The sequence below is a fragment of the Nocardia amikacinitolerans genome (assembly GCF_900215415.1).
Classification (GTDB): Bacteria; Actinomycetota; Actinomycetes; order Mycobacteriales; family Mycobacteriaceae; genus Nocardia; species Nocardia amikacinitolerans.
The window spans coordinates 275322-301882 of record NZ_OBEG01000004.1 but is presented as its reverse complement, the minus strand read 5'-3'; the positions used below and the strand labels follow the sequence as shown (position 1 = coordinate 301882).

The window sequence follows — 26561 nt, the reverse complement described above, 5'->3', positions numbered from 1 at the left end:
GCTAGACCGGAACCGGGACCGAGCCGAGCAGCGCGGACATGACGCCTTCGGTGGTGACCCCGTCCAGCTCGGCCTCCGGCCGCAGGTGCAGCCGGTGGCGCAACACCGCCACCGCGACGAATTTCACGTCGTCGGGCGTGACGAAACCGCGCCCGTTCAGCCACGCGAAGGCCCGCGAGGCCGCCATCAGCGCGGTCGCGCCGCGCGTCGAGGCGCCGTGCTGCACGGCGGGCGCGGTGCGGGTCGCCCGGCACAGGTCGACGGTGTAAGCCAGCACCTCTGGGCTGATCGTCACCTCGGCGATGGCGGCCCGCGCGGCGGTGATGTGCGCGGGCCCGGCCACCGGTCGCAACCCGGCCGCCGCGAGATCACGCGGGTCGAAACCGGCGGCGTGCCGTTGCAGGACACGGAATTCGTCGTCGCGGCTGGGCAATTGGATGTCGACCTTGAAGAGGAACCGGTCCAGCTGCGCCTCCGGCAGCGGGTAGGTGCCCTCCTGCTCGATCGGGTTCTGGGTGGCGACGACGACGAACGGATCGGGCAGCGGCTGCGGTTTGCCGTCGACCGAGACCTGGCGCTCCTCCATCGATTCCAGCAGCGCCGACTGCGTTTTCGGCGGCGTCCGGTTGATCTCGTCGGCGAGCAGCAGATTGGTGAACACCGGGCCGTGCCGGAAGGTGAACTCGGCCGAATGCGGGTCGTAGATCTGCGATCCCGTGACGTCGCCGGGCATCAGGTCGGGGGTGAACTGCACCCGCGCGTAGTCCAGATCGAGTGCGGTCGCCAGCGCGCGCACGAGCAGCGTCTTCGCCACGCCAGGCACGCCTTCGAGCAGCACGTGGCCGCGGCACAGCAGCGCGAGCACGAGGTACATCACCGCGTTGTCGTTGCCGACGACCGCCTTGCCGATCTCGGCACGCAGCGCGCCGAACGCCGCACCGGCCTGCTCGGCGGTGACGGCCTTCGTGATGTCCGTGGTCATCCGACCTCCGTTTCGATCCATTCCAGTTGTGCGGCGACGATATGCAGCGCGCCCGCGTCGGGCACCGGCCCGAAGAACGCGCTTCCGACCAGATGCGAATCCACGCCGCTGCGGGCCGCGATGGCGGCGACGAGCGTTTCGGGCGGCGCGTCGGCACCGACCCCGAGCAGCGGCCGCAGCCTGCGCAGGGTCGCCGCGCGCAGTTTGGCGGCGATGTATTCGTGATCATGGGACTTGCGATACAGCGCGGCCTGACCCGCCAGCAGTTCGTTGGCCGCGACCTCCACCGGGCGCGGTTCGCCGACCAGCGCGCCGCGCCGCCGGGCCCGCCACCACATCAGCAGCGCGAGGGCGATCAGGAACTGCAACCCGCCGAAGGCCAGCGGCGCGGGCAATCGGGAGAAGATCGAGTCCTGGCCGACGATGTCGGGCCGGTCGATGTCGTTGTCGGAGGGCGGCGGGTCCGGCGGCGGGAGGTCGGGCGGCGGTTTCGGCGCCGTGGGCGCGCCGCAGGATTGCATGGCGCCGTAGAGCAGCAGTGCGAGCACGGCCACCGCGGCGAGCGTCGCCCAGAACTTCGGATTCCGCAGCAGATCCGGCAGCGGCGGCAGCTTCCTGCGGGTGCGCGGCGCGGCCTCCGCGACCTCCCGTTCGATGGGCTCGGCGGCGGGCGGTGGTGCGGCGGCCGAGAAGCGGTCGGCGTATTCGAGCCTGCGGTACTCGTCCTCGGTGGCCGCGCGGCCGCCGTAGACGACCTCGTCGAAACTGCGTGCGGCGGGCTGGAGTTCGGTGGTCACCTCCAGCGGCAGCACGGCCGAGACGTCGTCGACGGTCTCGTCGGCCGTCCTGGAGCGCCGGACTTCCAGCACTCCGTGCTGTTCCATGCCGCGCAGGACGGCGCGAAACCGTTCGCGCAGCGCGCGGTCGTAGTCGCGGCGCCTGGCGGCTTCCTCGGCGGCGGCGCGATGGTCGGCGGCGGGGCCGAGACGCGGGGGCGGCGGAGTCTCGGGGTGCGTCACCGCGCGTCCTCGCGCCCGAATGGCTCGGCGACCGCGCGCCCGGATGACGCGGCGACCGCATGCCCGTACGCGGCTCCGGACGGTATCCGGATGTCGAGTCCTTCACGGCGGCACCGCAGATCGATGTAGGACACCACGCGGGTACTCGCCTCCACGATCTCGCCGAACGCGACGAGCAGCAGGGCCGCGGAGGTGAGCAGCACGATCACCGGCCAGCGGTGGGTGCCGGAGAAATCCGAGACGAACCAGGGGATCGCCAGCAGCGGAACGGCGAGCAGCGTGAACAGGCAGCGCTGGCACAACCACAGCCCCGTCAGCGGCCATTCCGTCCCCGCCACAAGCAGATTCGTGCGGCGCACCGCGTCGCCGTGCGAGCCGTGCTCGGCGAACAGCACCGGCGCGACGAGGAACCGCTTGGCGCGCAGGTAGCCGAGCCAGACCACCGCGAAAGGAAGGGTGATGATCAGAATGCCGCCGCCGACCAACACCGCCACGCCGATCACCGAGAACAGCACCTGGGCGATCAGCAGCGCGGGCGCGACGCCGCGCAGCCGGACCAGCGCGGACCGCAACCCGATCCGCTCGCCCGCGATGCTCGCCAAGCCGATGGGCACGGTCACGCCGCGCAACAGCAGCCGAAGGAACCAGGCGCAGACGACGGTCGACAGGATCGCCGCCCACGCGGTGCCCGCGTCGGACCCGTCGGTCGCGTTGGAGACGCTTCCGGTGATCACCACGACGACGACCTCGGCCGCGACGAGTCCGCCCGCCGCCGTACCGGCCAGCGTGGCGATGTTGGCCTGGATCAGGGCGAACGGCAGGTCGAGCAGTTCGCGGAAGGTCAGCGGCCGGATCGGCACCGTCGTTCCAGGGGACCCTGGTACCGGATCGCTCCCCGCCCCGACGGCACCGGCCGGGTCAGCGGCTGGTAACACGCGGCCGAGTCTAATGCGCACCGCGGCCGGGCGTCAGGGCTGGAGGAGGCAGCGCAGCGTAACCACGTAAGGCCCGGCCGGTCGCGCGATCGAACACCGCGGCCGGGCGTCAGGGCTGGAGGAGGCGGCGCCGATCCGGTTCGCGTCAGCGTGGCAGCAGGCGTTCCAGCACGCGGCGGTATCGCTCCGGGTCGATCGGCGGAAACCCGAGCAGGGCGCGCAGATAAACCCCGTCGCCGACCAGGCGGACGATGTCCGCGTGCACCGGGTCGGCGATCTCGGTGTCCAACCCGTCCGACCAGGAGTTCATCATCTCGGTGAGCGCCCGTTGCACCTCACCTGCCTCGGGTCCGGGGCTGGCGTCGATGGTGCGCATGGCGGCGAGCATCGAACGGTAGAGCTCGAGTTCCACCGCGTCGGCGGCGTTGTCCGGGTTCGGCGTTTGCAGGAACCACTCGGCGACCGAGCTGCCTTTCGCGCGCGCGTCGGCGAGCTGCTGGGTGGCGCGATCACCGAGGCGGCGGACCAAACCGGCGAGCAGCGCGTCCTTGCTCTTGAAGTGATAGAGCAGCCCGCCCTTGGAGACGCCGGCCGCGGCGGCCACGTTCTCCAGCGTCACCTGGGACATGCCTTTTTCCAACAGCACCGTCTCGAGTGCGTCCAGGATCCGGTCGCGGGTGTTTGCCGTCACGGGTCTCGACTATACCGGCCGGACGGTAAGGTCCTGTACTATACCGTCTGGACGGTAAACATCCTTCAGCGACGAAAGTCGAGAAAGTACATGAACGCCCAAACCAAGACCGCCGCATCGGAAACAAGAACCGCCCCGCCGCGCGCCACCGCGCGCGAGTGGGCGGGCCTCGCCGTGCTCGCGCTCGCCCTGCTGCTGCTCGCGGTCGACGCCACGGTCCTCGACCTCGCGGTCCCCGCCATCAGCGCCGATCTCGCGCCGACCACGCCGCAGCTGCTGTGGATCATCGACGTGTACTCCTTCGTGCTCGCCGGTCTGCTCGTCGTGATGGGCAACCTCGGCGACCGCGTGGGGCGGCGCAGGCTGCTGCTCATCGGCGCGGCGGGCTTCGGCCTCGCGTCCGTGGTCGCCGCGTGGGCGGTCTCGCCCGCCATGCTCATCGCGGCCCGCGTGCTGCAGGGCGTCGCGGGCGCGACACTGATGCCCGCCACCCTCGGCCTGATCCGGGCGATGTTCCTCGATCCGCGCCAGCGCACCGTCGCGATCGCGGTGTGGAGCGCGATGGCGGGCGGCGGCGCCGCGGCGGGTCCGCTGATCGGCGGCTGGCTGCTCGAGCACTTCTGGTGGGGTTCGGTGTTCCTGGTGAACCTGCCGGTCATGCTGGTGCTGCTGGCTCTCGGCCCGGTGCTCGTCCCGGAATCGCGCGACCCGAACCCCGGCCGTTTCGACCTGCCGAGCGCGGCGCTGTCCATGCTGGCCCTGGTGCCGATCGTGTACGCGGTGAAGGAAGTCGCTGCGCACGGTCCGAGCACGAGGCTTGTCCTCGTCGGTGCGGTCGGTGTGCTCGCGGGCGCGCTGTTCGTGCGCAGGCAGCGCGAGCTGGCGCACCCGATGCTGGATCTGAAGCTGTTCGCGCTGCCCAGGTTTCGCACCGCGGTGGTGACCAACCTGCTCGCGGTGTTCGCGCTGGCCGGTGTGCTGTTCTTCGGTTCGCAGTATCTACAGCTGGTGCTCGGCAAGTCGCCGTTGCAGGCCGGGCTGCTGTTGCTGCCGGGTCTGGCGGCCAGCGTTGTCGCCTCGCTGGCGGCGGCCTGGCTGGTGCGGCGCTGGCGGCCGGGCGCGGTGCTGGCCGGCGCGCTGGTGACGGCGGCGTTCGGCGCGGTGCTGTTCCTCTGGCTCAGCCCCGACGTCGCGACGAGCACGCTTCCGTTCGTTCTCGGGTTCCTTGGCATCGGCGCGGGTGTCGGTGTCGCGCTGACGGTTTCGTCCGACCTGGTGGTCAGCTCCGCGCCGGTGGAGCGGGCCGGTGCGGCCGCGGCGGTCTCCGAGACCGCCTACGAGACCGGTATCGCCCTCGGTGTCGCGCTGCTCGGCAGCGTGGTCATGGCGATCTTCCGCAACGGCCTCGACCTGTCGCAGGCGCCCGGCGAATCCGCGGCCGCGGCGAGCGAATCCCTCGGCGCCGCCACCGAATTCGCCCGCCAGCTGCCCGATGCCGCGGCCGAGACGTTCCTGCTCTCGGTGCACGAGGCCTTCGTCTCCGGCATCCACCTGGCCGCGGTCGGCACCGCCGCGGTGCTGCTGGTCGCCGCCGTCGTGGCGTTCCGGTTGCGCGCGTCGCAGTAGTGACCGCTGCGGCGAGCGTCGGCTCAGTGGGGGCGGGCGAGGGTGGTCGGGGTGACTCGGCCGCGCAGGGTGATCGACTCGCCGAGTTTCCAGTGGTCGGCCTCGGTCGCCTCGGCGGCGTCGACCGTCGCGCCGGAGGCGAGCAGCAGCGCCGAATCCTGTTTGGCGAGTTCGCAAAGCCGCGCGGCCTCGTTGACGGCGTCGCCGATGACGGTGAACTCGTAGCGCTGGTGGGCGCCGACGTTGCCTGCGACCACGCGTCCGGCCGCCACGCCGAGACCGGCGGTCAGTTCGGGGATCTCGCCGAGGCGCGCGCGGATGGCGCGGGCGCAGGCCAGGGCGGCGCCCGCCGCGTCGGGCAGCGGGCTCGGCGTTCCGAAGACCGCGAGCGCCGCGTCGCCCTCGAACTTGTTGAGCAGCCCGCCGCAGCGCTCGACCTCGTCCACCACGATGCCGAAGAAGCGGTTCAGCAGCGCGACGGTCTCGGTGGGCGGGCGCGTCGCGGTCATCGTCGTCGAGCCGATGATGTCGATGAACAGCGCCGCCGCATCGGTCTCCACCCCGCCGAGCTCCGGCTCGGCCGCCAACGCGGCGTCCGCGACGTCTTGGCCGACGTGCCTGCCGAACAAATCGCGGATCTGTTCGCGCTCCCGCAGCCCCTGCACCATGTGGTTGAAACCGCTTTGCAGCTCGCCCAATTCGGTGCCGTCGTACACCGCGAGCGAGACGTCCAGATCGCCCTTTTCCACCTGACGCATCGCCTGCCGCACGCCCTGGATAGGTGCGACGGTGGCCGCCAGCGTCTGGGTCATCAGCAGCAGTCCGAACAGCAGCGTCGCCCCGCCCAGCGCGAGCACGCACACGGCGAGCCGCTCGACGCTCACATCCGAGCGGGCCAGCGCGAGCACCGCGATCACCATCAGCCCGCCGACCGGCACGCCGGAACCGAGGATCCAGGCCAACAGCGAACGCCCGAAGACGCCGATGCCACGGCGGCGATGGGCGGGCGCGGCCTCCAGCACCCGGGTGGTCACCGGCCGCAGCGCGAACTCGATGATCAGATAGCTGTTCGCGCACACCACGATCGCGCTGAAACCGACGGCGAACGCGATCTTCGCGATCAGCTCCGGCTCGGCAAGCCCGTACAGCGTCGTCAGCAGAATCAGGCCGCCGAGCCACAGCATGGCCTGGTGCACCACCAGCTTGCGCGGCACCGCCGCCGCGGCGGACTGCTCGGCCTCGGTGGGGACGTGCTCGGGATCGGTCGCCCAGCGCAGCGCGCGAAGTCCGCGTGTTGTGCCCCACCACACGCCGAACATCGTCGCCAGCCCGGCGTACACGGGCGCGGCGATCACGTCGAGCAGCAGCAGGTCGCGGGTGAACACCGAGGGGCCGGGCAGCACGAACCCGCCGAGGGCGATCGAGACCACCATGCCGGTGAAGTTGGCGAGCAGCAGCGGAATCGTGAGCAGCAACTGGATGCGGATGCGCCGCACACCAGAGGACTCCTGGGCCGAGCCGAGTAGCCGCGAACCCCACGGCGCGGGCGTACCGGCCGTCACATCACCCACCGACATGCGTGCAGAGTAGATCGCCGCGCGCGAACCCACGGTGAGATGTCACTCGGCTGGATGTCTCCCAACGGCTGCGCGGCCACGATCGGACCTCCGCACGACACCGCCTCGCGCGGGCGGGCGGGTCACCGCACGCATCCTTCGTTCGATCGGCGGACGGTCGGATCACCGCACCCACGTTCGGTCGGTCAGCGACCGGGCGGAAGTTCCCGCTGACCCCGCTGCCCCGGCAGTTCCCGCTGCTCGCGGGCGGCCAGCTCGTCGCGGTGTTCGACCGGCGGCAGGCCGTATCCCTGCTGCCCGTAGCCGGACGGCAGCGCGGAGTACCGCGGGTCGTGCGGCGACGGATAGTGCGGCGGGGGGTAGTGGGCGTCGACAACGGTCGACGCGATGCGATGCGCGTGCCACGCCTCGGGCGACCCGGGCGGCAGCTGGTAACCGACCGGCGGCGCGACCGCCTGCTGGGCCGGACCGTGCGAGTCCTGCGAGTCCACCGTCACCTTCCTGGTGCGGCGCAGCGTGAAGGTGATCTCCTCCACCTCTTCGAAGGCCTGCCGCGCCGTGCGCAGCGGGTGGGTCGCGGTGTCGATCGCGTTGGCGACGAAAGAGGGCACCAGCGGGCGGATCCAGCGCGCCGCGGTGTCGGTGAACGGCACCGTGCCGATGATCGGCAGCTCCAGGCCGCCGCCACCCTTGGGTTCCGCCGGGCTTGGAGCCGGGGCGAGTGCGCCGGCGTTCGCGGCGGGCGCCAACGCGCCCGCGCCGACGGTCGCGGGCAGGTTCGGTGTCACGATCCCGTCCTGAGACACGGAGCTGTCCTTTCGGTCGGCAGCCGGTGCGGCTGGCAGTGCGTGTGGCGTCGGCTCGTCAAGGCCGGTGATGCCGATCTCCAGCCCGCCGATGGCCGCGATGATCCTGGTGCGCTGACGCTCCCTGTCGATGGCGGTGTCGGCCTCCACGGCGAGCCTTGCGGCGGTGAGCTGCTGTTCGGCGCGCAGATTCTCCGCTTCGGCGCGAACCTCGGCGCGCTTGATCGCGATGGCCGCCTCGGCCTCGCGTTCGGCGCGATCGACCACGGCGCGCGCGGCGGCGTGCCGGTCGAACGAGGTCTCGCCGCGCCACCAGCGCAGCAGCAGCGGAAGCAGGGCGAGCAGCACGAAGGCGAGCAGTGTGGCGAGGCGCAGCAGCGCGCCGCCCGATGTCGCGGTGTGGTCGTTCATCGCCACCCAACGCGCGCCGAGACCGCGATCGCCGTCCGCGAAGGCGACGGATCGGGCTGCGGCCGTTGCGCTTTCGGCCTCGGCAAGGCGCTGATCCAGCTGCCCGGCGCGGTCGAGCGCTGCGGCGTGCCGGTCGCGGGCGTCCTGGAGCATCTCGTTGGCGGTCTGCGATTCGGGGCCGCGGCCCGGCACGCCGGTGATCCTGGTCTGCGGGCACTCCGGGGTCGGGTTGAACTCGCACCGGGCGATCACCAGCATGCGGTCGATATCGGCCTGCGCGGCGGCGATGGTCTGGTCGAGCGCGGTCCGGTCGGCGCGCGCACGGTCCAGTTCGGCGCGCGCGGCGGCCACCGCGGGGGCGGATTCGACGGCGGCGTGCGACTTTTCGTCGAGCACCCGGTCCACCGAGCCGTCGAACAGCGCCGTGCTCGCGAGTTCGGCGAGCAGCACGCCGGTGACCACGGCCACCGCGATCCGTCCGGCCAGCCCGAGCCGGTCGGGCATCCGCCCCGGCCGTGCGGTGGCGAGGGCACGGCCGACGGTGCCCGCGATCAGTGCGACGATCAGCGCGAGCGGCACGATGGCGAGCAGCGGCCAGCCGTCGGTCGCGGCCAGCGCCAGCGTCGTCACGACACCCGCTACCAGGGCGAACAGTGCGACGGCCGCTCCGGTGACGGCATAGCCTGCGTGTTCGTGGCGTTCGGTGAGTTCACCGCTCTGACCTCCGCCGAGCCAGGTGAACAAGCCGGTGACGGTCATGGGGATCTCACATCCTCGTCCCAGTCGTTTGGCAGCTTGGCGAAACTGTCACAGATTCGTTGTCCCAGCGTGACAGGCGTCGGCACGACACACCGAGTACGGCAGGGTGGATGTGTCGAGGCTCACAGAAAAGTGGTTTCCGGCGTGCCGTTTTCGGCTCAGAGGGGCCGGCGTGAGTCGGCGCGAGGGCCGTGGCTTCGCCTTAACCTGGCAGGGTGATGCGTTGTCGGACGAACGGGTGGGAGCATGCGCGCACTTGCGGTGGCACTGCTGTCCGCGGCACTGCTCGTGTGGGCCGCGGGTAGCGCGAGGGCGGTCCCCGGCGAGCCGGTGTCCGATCCGCTCGATCCGCTCGTCGCGCTGGTCGCGCAGCGGCTCGACACCGCCGACGCGGTCGCGGCCGCCAAATGGGCGTACCTCCGCCTTCGCTCCGGCCATGCGCGGGTTGTCGACGGACTTCGTCCGGCAGTGCCCGTTTTGGCCGATGCAGCGCGCGATAGATCGGCGCCGAAGGTCGATGACCCAGAGCGCGAGGCGGAGGTCTACGACGCCATGGCCCGCCTCGGCGCCGCGCACGGCCTGCCCGAAAACTGGGTCAGGAAGGTGTTTCTCGGCCAGATCGAGGCGAGCAAGACGGTGCAGTACGGCCTGATCGCGCGCTGGCGGTTCGATCCCGCCGCCGCCCCCGCCACGCCGCCGGACCTGACCGACGTCCGCCCGACCATCGATCGGCTGAACACGGCGATCATCGATCAGCTGGCCGAGCACCGCGTCGAGCTCGCCGCGCCGGACTGCATGGAACGGTTGGCGCACGGCGTTTTCGCGCACTTCGCGACCGCCGATCCGCTGCACCGGCTGGCCCTGATTCGCGCCGCGTCGGCGCTGTGTCGATAGGCGCTGGTGCGCTGTGCCGATAGGCGGCTGGTGCGCTGTGTGGATAGCGCCGGTGCGCTGTGTCGAAAATTACTGATCTTGTTTGCTGAAAATGTGCTGAAAGCCACAGGGGACAAAAGAACCCGGACGGTCGGATACCGTCCGAGGCTTGTCACACCCCTGTCGGAAATATCTCATCCAGGCCGCTGACGAGTTAGCCGCGGCACAACGGGTTTGCCGTCCTCCGGGCGGGGGAAATCATCTTCGATGCAGGTGAGCGCCTGTTCTCGGGGCTGAAGAGCCTTGTCGGACGCTCTGTCGGTGGCTCGTCGCCGCCGCCCGGCACCGAGTGCCGGGGGATCGATCCAGGTCCATCCGCTGCTTTACACTGGACGACGCGCACACGTGGAGGACCGTAATGAAGAATCCCAGCTAGACCAGGTTATTAGTGCTACCTAAGTTGGTTGGGCCCCGGACCTGACTTATCGTTTGCTCTTACGCCGAACACGAAATGTTCGGCACCATCGCCCGCTCGGGCTCACCAAGTAGGTGCCCAGAGTAGCGGGCGAGCACCCGCACGGAGGTAAGGAACACGTAAGCGTTCCGTTACCGACTAGCACCCACTACGTATCCATCGCGGGTGGACAACTGGAGACGTGACTGCACGCCGGAAGACCATCAGCGCGGCTGGATTCCGGAACGTACGGGCGCAGTCTTGACGGAGGCGTTCGACGAAAGGCCGTTTTTTCTTCGAAGGCCACTTTCTTGAAGGCAGAGGCATGACGCAACTTCCTGGCCACAGGTCACCTGGACCCATCGGTCTCTACGACCCGGCGAACGAACACGACGCCTGCGGTGTCGCGTTCGTCGTCGACATGCACGGCCGCCGCAGCCGCGACATCGTCGACAAGGCTATTACGGCCCTCTTGAATCTGGAGCACCGTGGTGCCGCCGGTGCCGAGCCGAATTCCGGCGACGGCGCGGGCGTCCTCATCCAGATCCCGGACCGTTTCTTCCGCGCGATCGTGGACTTCGAGCTGCCTGCCGAAGGTGCCTACGCGTCCGGCATCGCCTTCCTCCCGCAGGCCCGCCGCGAAGCCGCGCGCGCCGCCTACGGCGTGGAGAAGATCGTCAAGGAAGAGGGCCTCGAGGTTCTCGGCTGGCGCGAGGTGCCGATCGACGACTCGTCGCTCGGCGCGCTGTCGCGCGACGCCATGCCGACCTTCCGCCAGATCTTCATCGCCTCGCCGAAGGGCGCCGCCGAGCAGCTGTCCGGCATGGACCTGGAGCGTCGCGCCTACGTCATCCGCAAGCGCGTCGAGCACGAGCTCGGCTCGCAGGGCGCCGGCGAGGGCGCCGTCGGCAAGGAGTCGGTGTACTTCCCGAGCCTGTCCGGCCAGACCTTCGTCTACAAGGGCATGTTCACCACGCCCCAGCTGCGCGCTTTCTACCTGGACCTGCAGGACGACCGTGTCGAGTCCGCGCTTGGCATCGTGCACTCCCGCTTCTCCACCAACACCTTCCCCTCGTGGCCGCTCGCGCACCCGTTCCGCCGAGTGGCGCACAACGGTGAGATCAACACCGTCACCGGCAACGAGAACTGGATGCGGGCCCGCGAGGCGCTGCTGAACAGCGACGTCTTCGGCACCGACTCCGCGGGCAAGAACCGCCTGGAGAAGATCTTCCCCGTCTGTACGCCCGGCGCGAGCGACACGGCCCGCTTCGACGAGGTGCTGGAACTGCTGCACCTGGGCGGCCGCAGCCTGCCGCACGCGGTGCTGATGATGATTCCCGAGGCCTGGGAACGCAACGAGAACATGGACCCGCAGCGGCGGGCGTTCTACGAGTACCACTCGATGCTGATGGAGCCGTGGGACGGCCCCGCGTCGGTGTGCTTCTCCGACGGCACCGTCATCGGCGCCGTGCTCGACCGCAACGGCCTGCGGCCGAGCCGTATCTGGGTCACCGAGGACGGCCTCGTCGTGATGGCCTCCGAGGTCGGCGTGCTCGACATCGACCAGTCCAAGGTCGTCAAGAAGGCCCGACTACAGCCGGGCCGCATGTTCCTGGTCGACACCTCCAAGGGCCGCATCGTCACCGACGACGAGATCAAGTCCGAGCTCGCCGCCGAGCACCCCTACCAGCAGTGGCTGGACGAGGGCGTGACCCGGCTCGCCGATCTGCCCGATCGCCCGCACGTGCACATGTCGCACGACCGCGTGCTGATCCGCCAGCAGATCTTCGGATACACCAACGAAGAGCTGAACCTGCTGATCTCGCCGATGGCCAAGACCGGCCTCGAGGCGCTCGGCTCGATGGGCACCGACACCCCGATCGCGGTGCTGTCGTCGCGCCCGCGTCTGCTGTTCGACTACTTCTCGCAGCTGTTCGCGCAGGTGACCAACCCGCCGCTGGACGCGATCCGCGAAGAGGTCGTCACCAGCCTCAAGCGCAACATCGGTCCCGAGGCCGATCTGATGCACCCCGGCCCCGAGTCGTGCAAGCAGATCGCCATCGAGCAGCCGATCCTGGACAACGACGAGCTGGCCAAGCTCGTGCACATCAACGACGACGGCTCGCGTCCCGAGCTGCGCTCGGTGGTCGTGCGCGGCCTGTACCCGGTGAAGAAGGGTGGCAAGGGCCTGCGCAAGGCGCTCGAGGCCATCAACACCCAGGTCTCGGCGGCCATCGACGGCGGAGCGCGGATCATCGTGCTCTCCGACCGCGAGTCCAACGAGAAGCTGGCGCCGATCCCGTCGCTGCTGCTGACCTCCTCGGTGCACCACCACCTGGTGCGCGAGCGCACCCGCACCAAGGTCGGCCTGATCGTGGAGGCCGGTGACGCCCGCGAGGTGCATCACATGGCCATGCTGGTCGGCTTCGGCGCGGCCGCGATCAACCCGTACATGGCCTTCGAGACCATCGAGGACATGCTGGAGCGCGGCGCGCTCGACCTCGGCACCGGCAGCCTGGAGACCGACTTCCGCAAGGCGGTCGCGAACTTCAACAAGGCGGCGGGCAAGGGCGTGCTGAAGGTGATGTCCAAGATGGGCATCTCCACGCTGGCCTCCTACAACGGCGCGCAGCTCTTCCAGGTGATCGGTCTGTCGCAGGACCTGGTGGACGAGTACTTCACCGGTCTGCGCTCGCACCTGGGCGGCATCGGCCTCGACGAGATCGCCGACGAGGTCGCGGCCCGGCACCGGGTCGCGTTCCTGGAGAACCGCAACGAGCGCGCGCACCGCGAGCTCGAGGTGGGCGGTGAGTACCAGTGGCGTCGCGAGGGCGAATACCACCTGTTCAACCCGGACACCGTGTTCAAGCTGCAGCACGCGACCCGCTCGGGCCAGTACTCGATCTTCAAGGAGTACACCAAGCTGGTCGACGACCAGTCCGAGCGCTTGGCCTCGCTGCGTGGCCTGTTCAAGTTCAAGTCCGGTGAGCGCGCGCCGATCTCGATCGACGAGGTCGAGCCCGCCTCGGAGATCGTGAAGCGGTTCTCCACCGGCGCGATGAGCTACGGCTCCATCTCGGCCGAGGCGCACGAGACCCTCGCGATCGCGATGAACCGGCTCGGCGGCCGCTCGAACTCCGGTGAGGGCGGCGAGCACCCGGCTCGCTTCGAGGTCGAGGAGAACGGCGACTGGCGTCGTTCGGCGATCAAGCAGGTGGCCTCTGGCCGCTTCGGCGTGACCGCGCACTACCTGACCAACTGCACCGACATCCAGATCAAGATGGCCCAGGGCGCCAAGCCGGGCGAGGGCGGCCAGCTGCCCGCGCACAAGGTGTACCCGTGGGTCGCCGAGGTGCGGCACTCGACGCCGGGCGTCGGCCTGATCTCGCCGCCGCCGCACCACGACATCTACTCGATCGAGGATCTGGCGCAGCTGATCCACGACCTGAAGAACGCGAACCCGCAGGCGCGGATTCACGTGAAACTGGTCGCGGAGCCCGGCGTCGGCACCGTCGCCGCGGGTGTGTCGAAGGCGCACGCGGACGTCGTGCTGATCTCCGGCCACGACGGCGGCACCGGCGCGTCCCCGCTGACCTCGCTCAAGCACGCGGGCGGTCCCTGGGAGCTCGGCCTCGCCGAGACCCAGCAGACGCTGCTGCTGAACGGTCTGCGCGACCGCATCGTGGTGCAGGTCGACGGTCAGATGAAGACCGGCCGCGACGTCGTGATCGCCGCGCTGCTCGGCGCGGAGGAGTACGGCTTCGCGACCGCGCCGCTGGTGGTCTCGGGCTGCATCATGATGCGCGTCTGCCACCTCGACACCTGCCCCGTCGGCGTCGCGACGCAGAACCCCGTGCTGCGCGAACGCTTCACCGGCAAGCCGGAATTCGTCGAGAACTTCTTCATGTTCATCGCCGAAGAGGTCCGTGAACTGCTGGCCTCGCTCGGCTTCCGCACGCTGGACGAGGCCATCGGCCGGGTCGACATGCTCGACACCTCCAAGGCCAAGCAGCACTGGAAGGCCAGCAAGCTGGACCTGTCGCCGATCCTGGACGACGTCGAGACGGCGTTCATGTCCCAGGACCGCCGCTGCACCAAGTCGCAGGACCACGGCCTGGACAAGGCGCTGGACCAGCAGCTGATCACGCAGAGCCGGGACGCGCTGGAGCGCGGCAAGCCGGTGAAGTTCGAGACCAAGATCACGAACGTGAACCGCACGGTCGGCACCATGCTCGGCCACGAGGTGACCAAGCTGTACGGCGGCACCGGCCTGCCCGACGACACCATCGACATCACGTTCACCGGTTCCGCGGGCAACAGCTTCGGCGCCTTCGTTCCGGCGGGCATCACGCTGCGCGTGCAGGGTGACGCGAACGACTATGTCGGCAAGGGTCTTTCGGGTGGTCACATCGTCGTGCGCCCGTCGCAGAACGCGCCCGCCGATTTCGTCGCGGACCAGAACATCATCGCGGGCAACGTGATCCTGTTCGGCGCGACCAGCGGCAAGGCGTTCATCAGCGGCGTGGTCGGCGAGCGGTTCGCCGTGCGCAACTCGGGCGCCACCGCGGTGGTCGAGGGTGTCGGCGATCACGGCTGCGAGTACATGACCGGCGGCCGGGTGGTCATCCTCGGCGAGACCGGGCGCAACTTCGGCGCCGGTATGTCCGGCGGTGTGGCGTTCGTCTACGACCCGGAGGGCACGTTCGCCGCGCGGGTCAACCCCGAACAGAGCGACGCGATCGAGCAGCTGTCCGGTGACGACTTCACCTGGCTGCACGACATCGTCGCCGAGCACCGTGACCAGACGGGTTCGGCTGTCGCCGATCGCATCCTGAGCGATTGGTCGCAGCAGGTGAACCACTTCGTCAAGGTCATGCCGCGCGAATACAAGAAGGTTTTGCTCGCCATCTCCGAAGCTGAGAAGAGCGGCAAGGACGTGGACGAGGCGATCATGGAGGCCGCACGTGGCTGACCCACAAGGATTTCTGAAGCACACCTCGCGGGAACTGCCCAAGCGGCGTCCGGTTCCGCTGCGCCTGATGGACTGGAAAGAGGTCTACGAGGAGAACTTCTCCAAGGACACCTTGAAGACCCAGGCCAGCCGGTGCATGGACTGCGGTATCCCGTTCTGTCACAACGGCTGTCCGCTCGGGAACCTGATTCCCGAGTGGAACGACCTGGTGTACAAGGGCCAGTGGCGGGAGGGCATCGATCGCCTGCACGCGACCAACAACTTCCCGGAGTTCACCGGTCGCCTGTGCCCGGCGCCGTGTGAGGCGTCCTGCGTCCTCGGCATCAACCAGGACCCGGTGACGATCAAGCAGGTCGAGGTCGAGCTCATCGAGAACGCCTTCGACGAGGGCTGGGTGACCCCGGTCTACCCGACCCGCATCACCGGCAAGAAGGTCGCCGTCGTCGGTTCCGGCCCGGCCGGTCTGGCCGCGGCCCAGCAGCTGACCCGCGCCGGTCACACCGTGACCGTGTTCGAGCGCGCCGACCGCATCGGCGGCCTGCTGCGCTACGGCATCCCGGAATTCAAGATGGAGAAGCGCTTCATCGACCGCCGTCTCGCGCAGATGGAGGCCGAGGGCACCATCTTCAAGACCGGCGTGAACGTGGGCGTGGACATCACCGCCGAGCAGCTGCGCGAGCAGTTCGACGCGGTCGTGCTGGCCGGTGGCGCCACCCTGGCCCGCGACCTGCCGATCCCGGGTCGTGAGCTGCAGGGCATCCACCAGGCGATGGAGTTCCTGCCATGGGCCAACCGGGTGCAGCTGGGCGACGACGTCACCGACGCCGACGGCCTGCCGCCGATCCACGCCAAGGGCAAGAAGGTCGTCATCATCGGTGGCGGCGACACCGGCGCGGACTGCCTCGGCACCTCGCACCGCCAGGGCGCGGAGTCGGTGCACCAGTTCGAGATCATGCCGCGTCCGCCGGAGGAGCGCGCCGCGTCCACCCCGTGGCCGACCTACCCGCTGATGTACCGGGTCTCCTCGGCGCACGAGGAGGGCGGCGAGCGGGTGTTCTCCGTGAACACCGAGCGTTTCGTCGGCAAGGACGGCAAGGTGACCGGTCTCGAGGCGCACGAGGTCAAGATGGTCAACGGCCGTTTCGAGAAGGTCGACGGCACCGACTTCACCCTCGAGGCGGACCTGGTGCTGCTGGCCATGGGCTTCGTCGGACCCGAGAAGCCGGGCCTGCTCACCGATCTCGGTGTCGGCTACGACCAGCGTGGCAACGTCCAGCGCGACAAGAACTGGGCCACCAACATTCCCGGCGTCTTCGTCGCCGGTGATATGGGCCGTGGTCAGTCGCTGATCGTGTGGGCCATCGCCGAGGGTCGCGCCGCGGCCGCCGCCGTCGACCAGTTCCTCGAGGGCGAGACCGCGCTGCCCTCGCCGGTGACGCCGACGATGGTCGCCCAGCGCTGATCGAAACCGGCTCTGGTCGAAACCAGAGCTGATCGGCCCGGCGTCGATCGAACAACGCAAACGCGAGGCGCCCGTGGACAACTCGTCCACGGGCGCCTTCGTGCGTTTGCTCGCTGAAATCGGACATCGGCGTGGCCCGAATGGCATCTGGGGCGCGCGGGCCCTATTGTGATCTTCGGCGTGCGGCGGGCCGCGGGATCCGGGGGTCGTCGCGCACGTCGTAAACGGCGGGTAGCTCAAGTTAACCCTCCGTGCACTGGAACGACATTCGTGGAGTCCAGCATGTGAGCGGCAACTCGACGGGGACGCCCCACACAACCGGGGCCAGGGTGTGAACTGGAGCAGTATGCAGTTGAAGAAGCTTGTCGCGGCCCTCGGTGCGTCCGCGACGATTGCGTCCGGCTTGGTGATGGGCAGCAGTGGGACCGCCGCGGCGGACAACTGCCCCAGCCTCCACGTGGTGGCCATCCCCGGCACGTGGGAGACCGGCCACGACAAGACGCCGCAGCCAGGCATGCTGTCCGGCGTCACCCGCAACCTGCCGCGCTCGGTCGACGTCGACTACGTGACCTACGCCGCGACCGCCTTCCCTTGGGAGGGCGAGGTTTACGGCAACTCGAAGAAGGAAGCGGTCAGCGCCGCGCGCGGGTTGATCGGTGACATGGCCAGGCGTTGCGGTGCGACGGAGTTCGCGCTCGTCGGATACAGCCAGGGCGCCGACGCCGCGGGTGATCTCGCGGCCGAGATCGGCACCGGCCTCGGCGTGGTCCCGCCCCATCGCGTCGCGGGCGTCGGCCTGATCTCCGATCCGCGCCGCTCGCCGACCGACATCCAGGTCGGCCCCGTCGCGCAGGGCGCGGGCGCCGGTGGTCCCCGTGTCGGCGGCTTCGGCTGGCTGAGCGATCGCACGCGCACCATCTGCGCCGTCGACGACCTGTACTGCGCGACCGCGACCGACGACTTCGTCACCCGGTTCGCGGGCTTCCTCGCCCAGAGCTCGGATGCCAACCCCGCCAACATCTGGCGGTACCAGCTCGAGGCGGGCGCGATCATCAACGATCTGATGGCGCACGGCGGCGTGCCCGTCTTGCAGTCGCAGCTCACCGAGACGGCGAACCAGCAGCGGGCCAAGGATTTGGAGCGCTTCTACCGTTCGCAGGCGCACACCGTGTACGGCAGCTACTCGGTCGGCGGCGGGCAGACCGCCATCTCCTGGATGCACAACTGGATCGCGGGCATGGCCTGATCGGTCCGTAAGCCACGACGAAGGCCACCGTTCCGCTGCGGGATGGTGGCCTTCGTCGTCGCCGGATCAGCCGGTGTGTGACGTTGTCGGCGGCATCCCTTGCTGCTCGTGGCCCGGCCTCGCGCCGGGGGAGGTGACGGAATCCGACTCGCGGGAATCCGATCCGTTGTGGCCCGGCCGACCGGGGAACCCGTGATTTCCGAGGTGATCGGGTCTGCTGACGTCCGTGCGCTCCGGCGCTGAACCCTCCGGTGCCGGCTGAACGGTATCGGCAGTGGGCGCTTCCGCTGCGGCCGTCGCCGCCGCCACAGCGGCCGCCGGAATCATCACCATCGCGGCCGCGGCGGCGACCCGGAGCGCTCCTCGGCGCATGTTCGATGTGGAAAGCATTCGGAACTCCTTCGCTCAGAGTGTGAGTCGCGGTGACCCACGAACTCCCATCGAAGGCCGCGGTGCTATGACCCGCGTAGGGCGAGTCTTGTATTCGGCTGTGAGCCGAGGGCCGTTCCTTTGAATATGCGGCTGAATCCGCCGCCGTCGTTAACGGTGGTGTGTTGTCCCGCGATCCCGCGGGCGATATTGCCGAGCAACAAGTTTCGCTCGATTCGTCGCGATGGTTAACGGCGGCGGGCGACGCTGCGATTCGGGGGCCGCGGCGAAGGCCCCCTTCCCCGCGCGGGAGGGGGCCTTCGCCGTTCGGCCGCGCTAGCTGCTGCCGAACGAGCCGGTCGGCGGAAGCGCCTCGCGGAACAAGACGCGCGGGCCGTGGCCGGGGAAGTCGTGCTCGGGACCGCGGAACTCGACCCGCGGTCCGCCCGGGCCGGGCCTGGCGGGGAACCCGTCGCCCGGATGCGGACGGCTGACATCGGCGCCCTCGAGCGCGATGCCCTCGGACACCTGCTGCGCCTGGGCGGCCTCGGCGGGCGCTTCCGCGCTCGCGGTGGCGGCCACGGCGGCGAGCGGAATCGTCACCAGGGCGCCCGCCACGGCGACCCGGATCGCTCCTCGGCGCATGTTCGTCTTGGAAAGCACTCGGAATTCCCTTCTCTCGGAGCGTGAGTCGCGGTGACTCACGACTCCCATCGAAGGCGGCGGCGCTGTGACCGCGGTGCGACGAGTCTGGTAGTCGGCTGTGAACGGCGGGGCGTTCCTGTGAATCATCGGCCGATGTTGCGCGGCAACAGGTCCCACACGTGCCCGTTCTCGTTCACCGTGGCGGCGGTGCGGCGGCCGGTGCGGGAGAACAGGATTCGGGTGATCGAGCAGTAGTCGATCGGGAAGGTCAGCGGCCGAGGCAGGCCGAGCACTTCCTGGAGCAGCACGTTGATCACGCCGCCGTGCGCGAAGGCGAGCACGGTGTCGGCCGGGTCGGTGTTCGCGGCGATCTCCGTCGCGACCTCGCGCACCCGGTGCACGAACGCGGGACCGTCGATCTGCTCGGGCAGGTACCCGGCCTTGATCCGGTCGTAGGTGTCGCGGAACTCCAGCTTGGCGTCCTCGATCGGGATGTACGCGGGCAGGTCGCGGTCGTACTCGGCCAGGTCGTCCACGATCTCGACCGGCAGCCCCAGCTTGGCCGCCGTCGGCGCCGCGGTCTCCCGCGCCCGCCGCTGCGGACTGCTCAGCACCCGCGCGATCCGATGGTGGCTCAGCGCCCCCGGCACCCGCTCCGCCTGCTCCCGCCCCACCTCCGACAACTCCGGATCCGCGGGCCCGGCCGCATTCGACACCCGAACCGGCTGAGCATGACGAACGAGAATCAACTGCACCCACCCACTGTGCCGTATGCCCACGTGGCGGTTCGGGCCAGGTGGCGTTGTCAGACGAAAAGGCCTCGGGTCGCGGGCTAGGACCCGGGTTCGCGCACTGCATTTCTGTTGTTCACTTCAGGCGATGCCTTTCGGAAGCATCGCGTCGAAGTGCGATGACATACTCGTCGCCGTGACCGCCGAACCGTTCCCGCAGTGGTTGCGTCCGCCGCCAGGCGGGTTCGTCGCCGAGGACCTGGACCGCCTGCCGGGCAACCAACTCGGTCGCCGAATTATGGAGAACGAGCCGATTCCGCCCGCACGCGAAAGCCCGGGTCGCTCACGGCGGCCCGGGCTTTTCGAGTGGCGGAGCCGGTCAGGGCTGGCCGTACGGGGGCTGGCCGTAGGGCGGCTGGCCCGGCTGGCCGTACGGGGGCTGGCCGGCCGGGGGCTGCTGGTCGTTCTTCTTGCGCTTCTTGAGCAGGAGGTAGATGCCCACCGCGATGGCGATGACGACGAGCAGGCAGCAGATGCCGCCGAAGAGCAGGCCGTTGTTGCTCTTCTTCTTTTTCTTGGCCGAGTATTCCATCGCCGTTGTCCAGGTGTCCGGGCTCGCCCACACGGACGGATCCAGCAGGCTGGCATTGGTCAACAGGTCAACGTACATATGTCCCATCCCGATCGTCGAAGGTGTCCGGCCTCCTCCTCCCGAGGCCGAATCTCAAAGGCTATCTTCCCGATTCGTTCGCCGTTAACCCTTCGCCACTGCGATCCCTCATCGTGAGACATTCGCGCCGACGGGATTTCGGCATCCTCAGCGCGGCTTGACCAACGGGAACGGCAGCGTCTCGCGGATGCTGCGACCGGTGATCAACATGACGATCCGGTCCACGCCCATACCGAGGCCGCCGGTGGGCGGCATGGCGTGTTCGAGCGCCTGCAGGAAGTCCTCGTCCAGCTCCATCGCCTCCGGATCGCCGTTGGCGGCGAGCATCGATTGCTCGGTGAGCCTGCGCCGCTGTTCGATTGGATCGGTGAGTTCGCTGTAGGCCGTGCCGAGTTCGACGCCCCACGCCACCAGATCCCAGCGCTCGGTGACGCCGGGGATGCTGCGGTGCGCACGGGTCAGCGGCGACACGGAAGTGGGGAAGTCGATGTAGAACGTCGGCTCCTCGGTCTGCGATTCCACCAGGTGCTCATACATTTCCAGCACGACCTGCCCCGCGTCCCAGCCGTGCTGGTACGGGATGGCGGCCGCGTCGCACAGCTCGCGCAGGTCCTCCACCGAGGTCTCCGGCGTGATGGTGGACCCGATGGCCTCGGAGACCGCGCCGTGCACCGTCTTCACCGGCCAGTCGCCGGAGATGTCGACCGCCTCGAACGAGCCGTCGTCCGTGGGCCGCATCGCGACCATGGCGCCGTTGGCGGCCAGCGCGGCGTTCTGGATCAGGTGGCGGCAGGTGTGCATCATGCGCTCGTAGTCGCTGTGCGCCTCGTACGCCTCCAGGATGGTGAACTCGGGATTGTGGCTGAAGTCGACGCCCTCGTTGCGGAAGGTGCGGCCGAGCTCGAACACCTTCTCCATACCGCCGACGCACAGCCGCTTCAGGTAGAGCTCGGGGGCGATCCGCAGGTAGAGGTCCAGATCGTAGGCGTTGATGTGGGTGACGAACGGCGTCGCGTTGGCGCCGCCGTGCACCTGCTGCAGAATCGGCGTCTCGACTTCGAGATACCCCCACGAGTTCAGCGAGTCGCGTAGCGAGCGCACCACCGCGCTGCGCTTGGCCAGCACATCGCGGGATTCCTGACTGATGGCCATGTCGACGTAGCGCTGGCGCACCTTGGCCTCGGGATCGGCCAGGCCCTTCCACTTGTCCGGCAGCGGGTGCAGGCATTTGCCGTTCATCCGCCAGTCGGCCGCGAGCAGCGAGAGTTCACCGCGGCGGCTGCGCCCGATCTGCCCGCTCACCTCGATCAGGTCGCCGAGATCGAAGTACTCGCCGAACTCGGCGCTGCGCTCGACGCCGACCCGGTCGCGGTCGATCACCAGCTGGATGTCGTCGGTCCAGTCGCGCAGCACCGCGAAGATCACCCCGCCGTAGTCGCGGATGCGCAGCAGCCTGCCGCACACCCGGACCGTTGTGCCGCGCGGCGAGCGCCGGGCCGCCGCAACGGTGTGCGTCGGGGGATAGGCGACGGGGTACGGGTCGATGCCCGCCGCGTTCAACCGGTCCAGTTTGTCCATCCGCACCCGCACCTGCTCGGGGCGGCGCGGGAGCTGTTCGGCGACATCGGTTTCCGGCGCTTCCGGCGCGCTTCCGTCGGCGTGCAGCCCGGTGACGGTGTCCGGCACCGCGCTGTGCAGACCGGTGTGCACGGCGGTCTCGGGGTCCTTGCCGATGCGCGGAAGGAACCCTTCGGCCAGGCCGCTCGCCATCGCGACTCTCGGCAACTGCCTGCGCTCTTCGAAGAGGAAGAACCGCGGCACCCAGTGCGGCTGGTACTTCACATTGGACCGGTACAGCGCCTCCAGCTGCCACCAGCGGGAGAAGAACAGCAGCACTCCGCGCCAGAGCCGAAGTATCGGGCCCGCACCGATCCGCCCGCCCTCCTCGAACACCGAGCGGAACACCGCGAAGTTCAGCGACACCTTGGTGATGCCGTGCTGCTCCGAGGTCAGCGCCAGCTGCGAAATCATCAGTTCCATCACGCCGTTCGGGCTCTGCGGGTCGCGGCGCATCAGCTCCAGCGACGCGCCGGTGCGGCCCCACGGCACCAGCGACAGCATGCCGAGCACCCGGTCCTGCTGGTTCACCGCCTCGACGAGCAGGCAGTCGCCGTCCAGCGGATCGCCGAGCCGTCCGAGCGCCATGGAGAAGCCGCGCTCGGTCTCGGTGTCGCGCCAGGCGTCGGCGCGGGCGACGATCTGCGCGAACTCCTCGACGGGGATGTCCGAATGACGGCGGATGCGCACCGAGATGCCGTGTTTGCGCAGCCGATTCGCGGCCTGGCGGACCTGCTTGAGCTCCGGGCCCGCCAGCGAGAAGCTCCTGGTGTCGAGAACGGCTTCGTCGCCGAGACGCAGCGCGGAGAGCCCGGCCCTGCGGTAGGCGGTCGCTCCGAGTTCGCTGGCGCCCATGACGGCGGGCGCCCAGCCGAATTGGTCGGCCAGCCGCAGCCAGGCGTCGATCGCCTGCGGCCAGGCCTCTCTGAGGCCGATCGGGTCACCGCTGGCCAGGCAGACGCCCAGCTCCACCCGGTAGGTGACGGCGGCCTTTCCGCTCGGCGCGAAGACCACCGCTTTGTCGCGGCGGGTTGCGAAGTAGCCGAGCGAATCCTCCACGTCGGAGCGGTCGAGCAGACCGCGGATCGCGGACTCGTCCAGCCCGGTCATCGCGTTCTCGGCGCGCTGCGAACGCAGCAGGGTGATCACCGCCGCCAGCAACGCGAGCGCGCCGAACAGGCCGAGCAGGAAGTTGACGAACGGACGCGGATGACCGTCGAAGTGTTCGTTGTCCACCAGGATCGCCGCGGTCACCCGGTACACCGCCCAGCCGGGCCGCTGCCAGCCTGCGGGCAACGTGCCGGGGAACAGCTCGACGAGCGCCCAGCCGAGCAGACAGCCCACGGCCAGCCCGCCGAGCAGTACGCCTAGCGCCTTCCAGCCAGCGCCGCGGCGCACCCTGGTGTAGAACTCCCGCCACGAGGCGATCAGCACGCCGATCACGCCGAGTTGCACGATCATCGCGACGAGCGCGTCGATATTGCCCTCGGCGGCGAAGTCCAGTGCGTTGGTCACCGCGAAGAGCGCGAGATAGCCGACGAGCAACCACCAGGCGATTCGCTTACGGCTGGCGATCGCGCCGGCAAGCAGGCCGACGATCAGCGCCCACATGAGGTTGGTGTCTGGCGCGTCGAAGTAGTAGTCGTCGATGTAGCGGCGCGGCACGTGGGTCAGGAAGCGCAGGGTGGGCGAGAGGCTCCACAGGAAGCACAGCACCGCGAAGACACCGAGGACGGTGCCCGCGATGTGCGGGACCTGAGCGAACCGACCGTGCCCGCGGTGCGGGACCGGTGGTGTCGCTCTGTCCGCCGGTGTTTCTATCTCGGTGCGCGCACCGGCTTGCGTGGAAGTCACCGATCCAGTCTGTACGTTGGTGCGCCCGATGGCAGCGCCTTCGGCGCCGCGTGTTCGCGGCCCCGTTGCGGGAGGCGGTTTGGCGATCCGGGGTTTCTGGCGCGAGGATGTACGCCATGTCGGATCCAGTCGATGTGCCGATTGATGACGACGTCATTCGGCTCGGCCAGTTCCTCAAACTGGCGAACCTGATCGATTCCGGTTCGGAGGCCAAGACGGTGATCGCCGCGGGCCTGGTCCGGGTGAACGACGAGGTCGAACTACGCCGCGGACGTCAGTTGCACGTCGGCGACGTGGTCGCCCTCGCCGGTCACAAGGCGCGGGTCGCTCCGGACTAGCGAGCCGGTCAGGATTCGGCGCGCACCACGATGCCGTCGTGGTCGCTGTAGAGCATTTCGCCGGGCACGAAGGTGACGCCGCCGAACTCGACGGTCACGTCGCGCTCGCCGCTGCCGGTCTGGGTGCTCTTGCGGGGGTTGGTGCCCAGCGCCTTGATGCCGATGTCGAGGGTGCGCAGGATCGCCGAGTCGCGCACCGCGCCGTTGACGATCACGCCCGCCCAGCCGTTGTCCACGCCGCGGCCCGCGATGATGTCGCCGACCAGGGCGGTGTGCACGCTGGCGCCGCCGTCGACCACGAGCACCGCGCCGTTGCCCGGCTCGCTCAACGTCTGCTTGACAAGCAGGTTGTCCTGGAAGCAGCGGATGGTGGTGATGCGTCCGGAGAACACCTCGCGGCCGCCGAACTGGATGAACTGCGTGTCGCAGCTACGGATCTCGGGGCCGATCTCGTCGGCCAGATCGGCGGTGGCAATGTTCACTGATTCGGTCACGGGTGTCAGCTTAGGGGTGGCGGGCCGAGCGGTGGCCGCGGCCGGTTGCCCGATGTGAGCTCGGTCGCTACTCCCGCGGTGCGCCGCGACGGGTTGTTTCGCCGCCGACCGCCGACGCCGCGCTGTTCGGTGCGGCGTCGAGTGCTGTCGGGCCGCTAGTGATGGCGGTACCGCAGTTCGTACCGCTCCCGATCGCGGTCGCTGATCCTGTTGTGGTCGAGCAGGTCCGGGCTCAAGCCGTGTTGGACGAGGCGGAAGCGACGCCACACGTAGCTCAGTGCCACCGTGAAAATGACCAGCGGGACGATCATCATCACGATCATGCCGATCTTGAGCGGCATCGGCCCTGGGAACAACAGCACCAGCGCGAAGAACGGGATGATCGGCACCAGGAACCGGACGAGGTACCGCTCCATTGCCCCATGCCCGGTGAGATCGTGGACGACCCACTCGTGCATCTCCTCCGGGAGCTCGCGGCCCAAATCGTAGGTGATCCGTTGCCCGAATGTGGGTTTCTTCATGCATACAGGCTATGCCTGTGCTATAAGTCACCGCCAGCTTCGCATCTCGACCAATACGCCCCCGGCCAGGCGTTTTCCGGGTTTCAGGCGCGGCTGGCGTGGAATTCGGCGATGTGCTTCACGAGATTGTCGGTGGTGTGCTTGACCGCGATCTTCACGAACGGCTCGATGGTCTTGCCGAGCGCCTTGCCCGCGAGCCCGCCGGGCACGCGGTAATCGATGATCGCGTCGACGGTGCACAGCGCGTCGCCCTTGGCGTGGAACAGGAAGGTCGACACGATCTCGAAGCCCTTGATCGACTTGATGCCGATCGCGTAGTTCTCTTCCCACCGGATCACCTCGACGCGCGAGTGCAGCGAGGCGGGACCGAGCTTCATGTGCCCGTCGAACACGGCGCCGACGCCTTCGGTCTGCTCGCCGACCGGAGTGAAGGACTGGATGCCGTGCAGAAAGCTGGGCAGGTTCCGGTAATCGTTGACGTACTGGAACGCTGATTCGGCCGACGCGGCACAGTCTTCCACGATCTTCACTTCGGTCATGCGGGCAACTGTAACGGGTTTCCGCCAGCGGCAGCCGATCACGCCGTGACGGCAAGGGTCGCAGCCAAACCGAAGGCCACGGCCATGACGGTCACCTCGAGCACCGCCCGGCGCAGCGAACCCGCCGCGTCCATCCGGTGGTCGGCGGCCAACCGGACCCAGCCGCGCCGCCACCACCAGCCGAGCACGAGCAGACCGGCCAGCACCGCGGTCTTCGCCAGAAGGATGCGGCCGTACCCGGTGCTCAGCAGCGGTTCGAGGCCGCCGAGGCGGACGACGCCGTTCACCACGCCGGTCGCCGCGACCACCCCGATCAGTGGCAGCGCCAGCACCGAATACCTGGGCAGGGTCGCCGCCCACTCGCCGCGCGTGCGGACCACCATCGCCAGCGCCACAAGCACGCCGAACCAGGCCGCCGCCGCCAGCGCGTGCGCGGCGGCGAGGACCGAGCCGAACGGTTGCTGCGACATGTGCCCGGTGATCGGCCGCAGCGCAAGCGCCACCGCGGCGAAGACCAGCACCAGATCGGTGGAAGCCGTATCGGAACCGCGGAAGGCGAGCGCCGAATACCCGGCCACCGCGGCGGTCGCGATCAGGATGGCGATGCCGACCTGACCGCCGCTGATTTCGGTGAGGAAGGTGCCGAACCGGTCGGCGGACAACCGCCGCACCGGGACCCCGACCACCTCGGCGGCTTCGAAGACAAGCACCGCGAACTCGGTCACGCACCAGACTCCGGCCAGCGCGGCGAGCATGCGCCACGGGGGCGCAAGCCGTTCGTGCAACCGAGGCAGCGCGGCGAGCCCGAGCACCGTCGCGCCGAGACCGTCCGCGAGTACCCGCACGGCGCCCTCGGCGGGCGCCGTTCCCGCGGTGAGCAGCCAGGCCAATCCGACGCCGAGCAGCCCGGCCGGGACGATCAGCAGCAGTGCCCCCGCGTCCCGGCCGCCGGTCGCCCCGCCGCTCACCG

The 26561-nt window shown here is 69.3% G+C and carries 20 protein-coding genes; 6 read left to right on the top strand and 14 right to left on the bottom strand.

Annotated elements, in window-relative coordinates:
• Window position 1: 1 nt before the first annotated feature.
• From CRP45_RS19755 to CRP45_RS19740, 4 genes are all read right to left on the bottom strand, one after another.
• Window positions 2-982, bottom strand: a complete 981-nt coding sequence (locus tag CRP45_RS19755; RefSeq protein WP_097246318.1) for an AAA family ATPase — start codon at window positions 980-982, stop codon at window positions 2-4.
• Window positions 979-2001 (bottom strand): DUF4129 domain-containing protein, encoded by a 1023-nt coding sequence (locus CRP45_RS19750; RefSeq protein ID WP_097246317.1) that lies wholly within the window; start codon window positions 1999-2001, stop codon window positions 979-981. Before CRP45_RS19750 ends, CRP45_RS19755 begins: the two co-directional genes overlap by 4 nt.
• Window positions 1998-2936, bottom strand: a complete 939-nt coding sequence (locus CRP45_RS19745) for a hypothetical protein (RefSeq protein WP_218841173.1) — start codon at window positions 2934-2936, stop codon at window positions 1998-2000. The genes CRP45_RS19750 and CRP45_RS19745 overlap by 4 nt, the downstream gene beginning before the upstream one ends.
• A gap of 145 nt (window positions 2937-3081) precedes the next feature.
• Complete coding sequence (locus CRP45_RS19740) at window positions 3082-3627, bottom strand: TetR/AcrR family transcriptional regulator (RefSeq protein ID WP_067786441.1); 546 nt, start codon at window positions 3625-3627, stop codon at window positions 3082-3084.
• Window positions 3628-3717: 90 nt separating this feature from the next.
• Between CRP45_RS19740 and CRP45_RS19735 the strand changes: the two genes are divergently transcribed.
• Window positions 3718-5253, top strand: coding sequence for an MFS transporter (locus tag CRP45_RS19735; RefSeq protein ID WP_097246316.1), 1536 nt, complete (start codon window positions 3718-3720; stop codon window positions 5251-5253).
• Window positions 5254-5276: 23 nt separating this feature from the next.
• Here CRP45_RS19735 and CRP45_RS19730 read toward each other — a convergent pair whose 3' ends face one another.
• Complete coding sequence (locus CRP45_RS19730) at window positions 5277-6830, bottom strand: adenylate/guanylate cyclase domain-containing protein (protein WP_067786444.1); 1554 nt, start codon at window positions 6828-6830, stop codon at window positions 5277-5279.
• Window positions 6831-7015: 185 nt separating this feature from the next.
• A complete protein-coding gene (locus CRP45_RS19725; protein ID WP_097246315.1) occupies window positions 7016-8806 on the bottom strand; it encodes a DUF4407 domain-containing protein in 1791 nt (596 codons plus the stop codon).
• Between the two features lie 246 nt (window positions 8807-9052).
• On the opposite strand from CRP45_RS19725, the gene CRP45_RS19720 reads away from it, so the two are divergent.
• The 4 genes from CRP45_RS19720 to CRP45_RS19705 all read left to right on the top strand — a co-directional run bounded on the left by CRP45_RS19720 (window position 9053) and on the right by CRP45_RS19705 (window position 17813).
• Window positions 9053-9700: a chorismate mutase gene (locus tag CRP45_RS19720; protein WP_097246314.1), complete on the top strand. Its 648-nt coding sequence runs from the start codon at window positions 9053-9055 to the stop codon at window positions 9698-9700.
• Between the two features lie 758 nt (window positions 9701-10458).
• Window positions 10459-15105 carry a glutamate synthase large subunit gene (gene gltB, locus CRP45_RS19715; RefSeq protein WP_097246313.1) on the top strand — a complete coding sequence of 1549 codons (4647 nt, stop codon included), beginning with the start codon at window positions 10459-10461 and terminating at the stop codon, window positions 15103-15105.
• Window positions 15098-16567 carry a glutamate synthase subunit beta gene (locus CRP45_RS19710; RefSeq protein ID WP_097246312.1) on the top strand — a complete coding sequence of 490 codons (1470 nt, stop codon included), beginning with the start codon at window positions 15098-15100 and terminating at the stop codon, window positions 16565-16567. The genes gltB and CRP45_RS19710 overlap by 8 nt, the downstream gene beginning before the upstream one ends.
• Window positions 16568-16913: 346 nt before the next feature.
• On the top strand, window positions 16914-17813 hold the full coding sequence (locus CRP45_RS19705; protein ID WP_097246659.1) for a cutinase family protein: 900 nt from the start codon (window positions 16914-16916) through the stop codon (window positions 17811-17813).
• A gap of 705 nt (window positions 17814-18518) precedes the next feature.
• On the opposite strand, the gene CRP45_RS19695 is transcribed toward CRP45_RS19705, so the two are convergent.
• The 4 genes from CRP45_RS19695 to lysX form a co-directional block, all read right to left on the bottom strand.
• Window positions 18519-18845, bottom strand: coding sequence for a hypothetical protein (locus CRP45_RS19695; RefSeq protein ID WP_097246310.1), 327 nt, complete (start codon window positions 18843-18845; stop codon window positions 18519-18521).
• A gap of 125 nt (window positions 18846-18970) precedes the next feature.
• Window positions 18971-19582, bottom strand: coding sequence for a histidine phosphatase family protein (locus tag CRP45_RS19690; protein ID WP_097246309.1), 612 nt, complete (start codon window positions 19580-19582; stop codon window positions 18971-18973).
• Window positions 19583-19937: 355 nt separating this feature from the next.
• Window positions 19938-20213 (bottom strand): hypothetical protein, encoded by a 276-nt coding sequence (locus CRP45_RS19685; protein WP_245910250.1) that lies wholly within the window; start codon window positions 20211-20213, stop codon window positions 19938-19940.
• A gap of 162 nt (window positions 20214-20375) precedes the next feature.
• Window positions 20376-23699: a bifunctional lysylphosphatidylglycerol synthetase/lysine--tRNA ligase LysX gene (gene lysX, locus CRP45_RS19680; RefSeq protein WP_097246307.1), complete on the bottom strand. Its 3324-nt coding sequence runs from the start codon at window positions 23697-23699 to the stop codon at window positions 20376-20378.
• 116 nt (window positions 23700-23815) lie between these two features.
• Between lysX and CRP45_RS19675 the strand changes: the two genes are divergently transcribed.
• A complete protein-coding gene (locus tag CRP45_RS19675) occupies window positions 23816-24037 on the top strand; it encodes an RNA-binding S4 domain-containing protein (RefSeq protein ID WP_068066219.1) in 222 nt (73 codons plus the stop codon).
• Window positions 24038-24045: 8 nt separating this feature from the next.
• On the opposite strand, the gene rraA is transcribed toward CRP45_RS19675, so the two are convergent.
• The 4 genes from rraA to CRP45_RS19655 all read right to left on the bottom strand — a co-directional run bounded on the left by rraA (window position 24046) and on the right by CRP45_RS19655 (window position 26559).
• On the bottom strand, window positions 24046-24531 hold the full coding sequence (rraA, locus tag CRP45_RS19670; RefSeq protein WP_067786464.1) for a ribonuclease E activity regulator RraA: 486 nt from the start codon (window positions 24529-24531) through the stop codon (window positions 24046-24048).
• 155 nt (window positions 24532-24686) lie between these two features.
• On the bottom strand, window positions 24687-25052 hold the full coding sequence (locus tag CRP45_RS19665; RefSeq protein ID WP_067786466.1) for a DUF5313 family protein: 366 nt from the start codon (window positions 25050-25052) through the stop codon (window positions 24687-24689).
• 83 nt (window positions 25053-25135) lie between these two features.
• Window positions 25136-25591, bottom strand: a complete 456-nt coding sequence (locus CRP45_RS19660; protein ID WP_067786468.1) for an SRPBCC family protein — start codon at window positions 25589-25591, stop codon at window positions 25136-25138.
• A 38-nt stretch (window positions 25592-25629) separates the two neighbouring features.
• The gene (locus CRP45_RS19655) at window positions 25630-26559 is read right to left on the bottom strand and encodes a copper resistance D family protein (protein WP_097246306.1); all 930 of its coding nucleotides are present in this window, start codon (window positions 26557-26559) and stop codon (window positions 25630-25632) included.
• Window positions 26560-26561: the final 2 nt, after the last annotated feature.

Excerpts from the sequence above, each read along its gene's own strand:
- CRP45_RS19755 (WP_097246318.1), bottom strand. The coding sequence starts at position 982 with ATGACCACGGACATCACGAAGGCCGTCACCGCCGAGCAGGCCGGTGCG.
- CRP45_RS19735 (WP_097246316.1), top strand. The coding sequence starts at position 3,718 with ATGAACGCCCAAACCAAGACCGCCGCATCGGAAACAAGAACCGCCCCG.
- CRP45_RS19730 (WP_067786444.1), bottom strand. The coding sequence starts at position 6,830 with ATGTCGGTGGGTGATGTGACGGCCGGTACGCCCGCGCCGTGGGGTTCG.
- CRP45_RS19725 (WP_097246315.1), bottom strand. The coding sequence starts at position 8,806 with ATGACCGTCACCGGCTTGTTCACCTGGCTCGGCGGAGGTCAGAGCGGT.
- CRP45_RS19720 (WP_097246314.1), top strand. The coding sequence starts at position 9,053 with ATGCGCGCACTTGCGGTGGCACTGCTGTCCGCGGCACTGCTCGTGTGG.
- gltB (WP_097246313.1), top strand. The coding sequence starts at position 10,459 with ATGACGCAACTTCCTGGCCACAGGTCACCTGGACCCATCGGTCTCTAC.
- CRP45_RS19705 (WP_097246659.1), top strand. The coding sequence starts at position 16,914 with ATGCAGTTGAAGAAGCTTGTCGCGGCCCTCGGTGCGTCCGCGACGATT.
- CRP45_RS19675 (WP_068066219.1), top strand. The coding sequence starts at position 23,816 with ATGTCGGATCCAGTCGATGTGCCGATTGATGACGACGTCATTCGGCTC.
- CRP45_RS19665 (WP_067786466.1), bottom strand. The coding sequence starts at position 25,052 with ATGAAGAAACCCACATTCGGGCAACGGATCACCTACGATTTGGGCCGC.
- CRP45_RS19660 (WP_067786468.1), bottom strand. The coding sequence starts at position 25,591 with ATGACCGAAGTGAAGATCGTGGAAGACTGTGCCGCGTCGGCCGAATCA.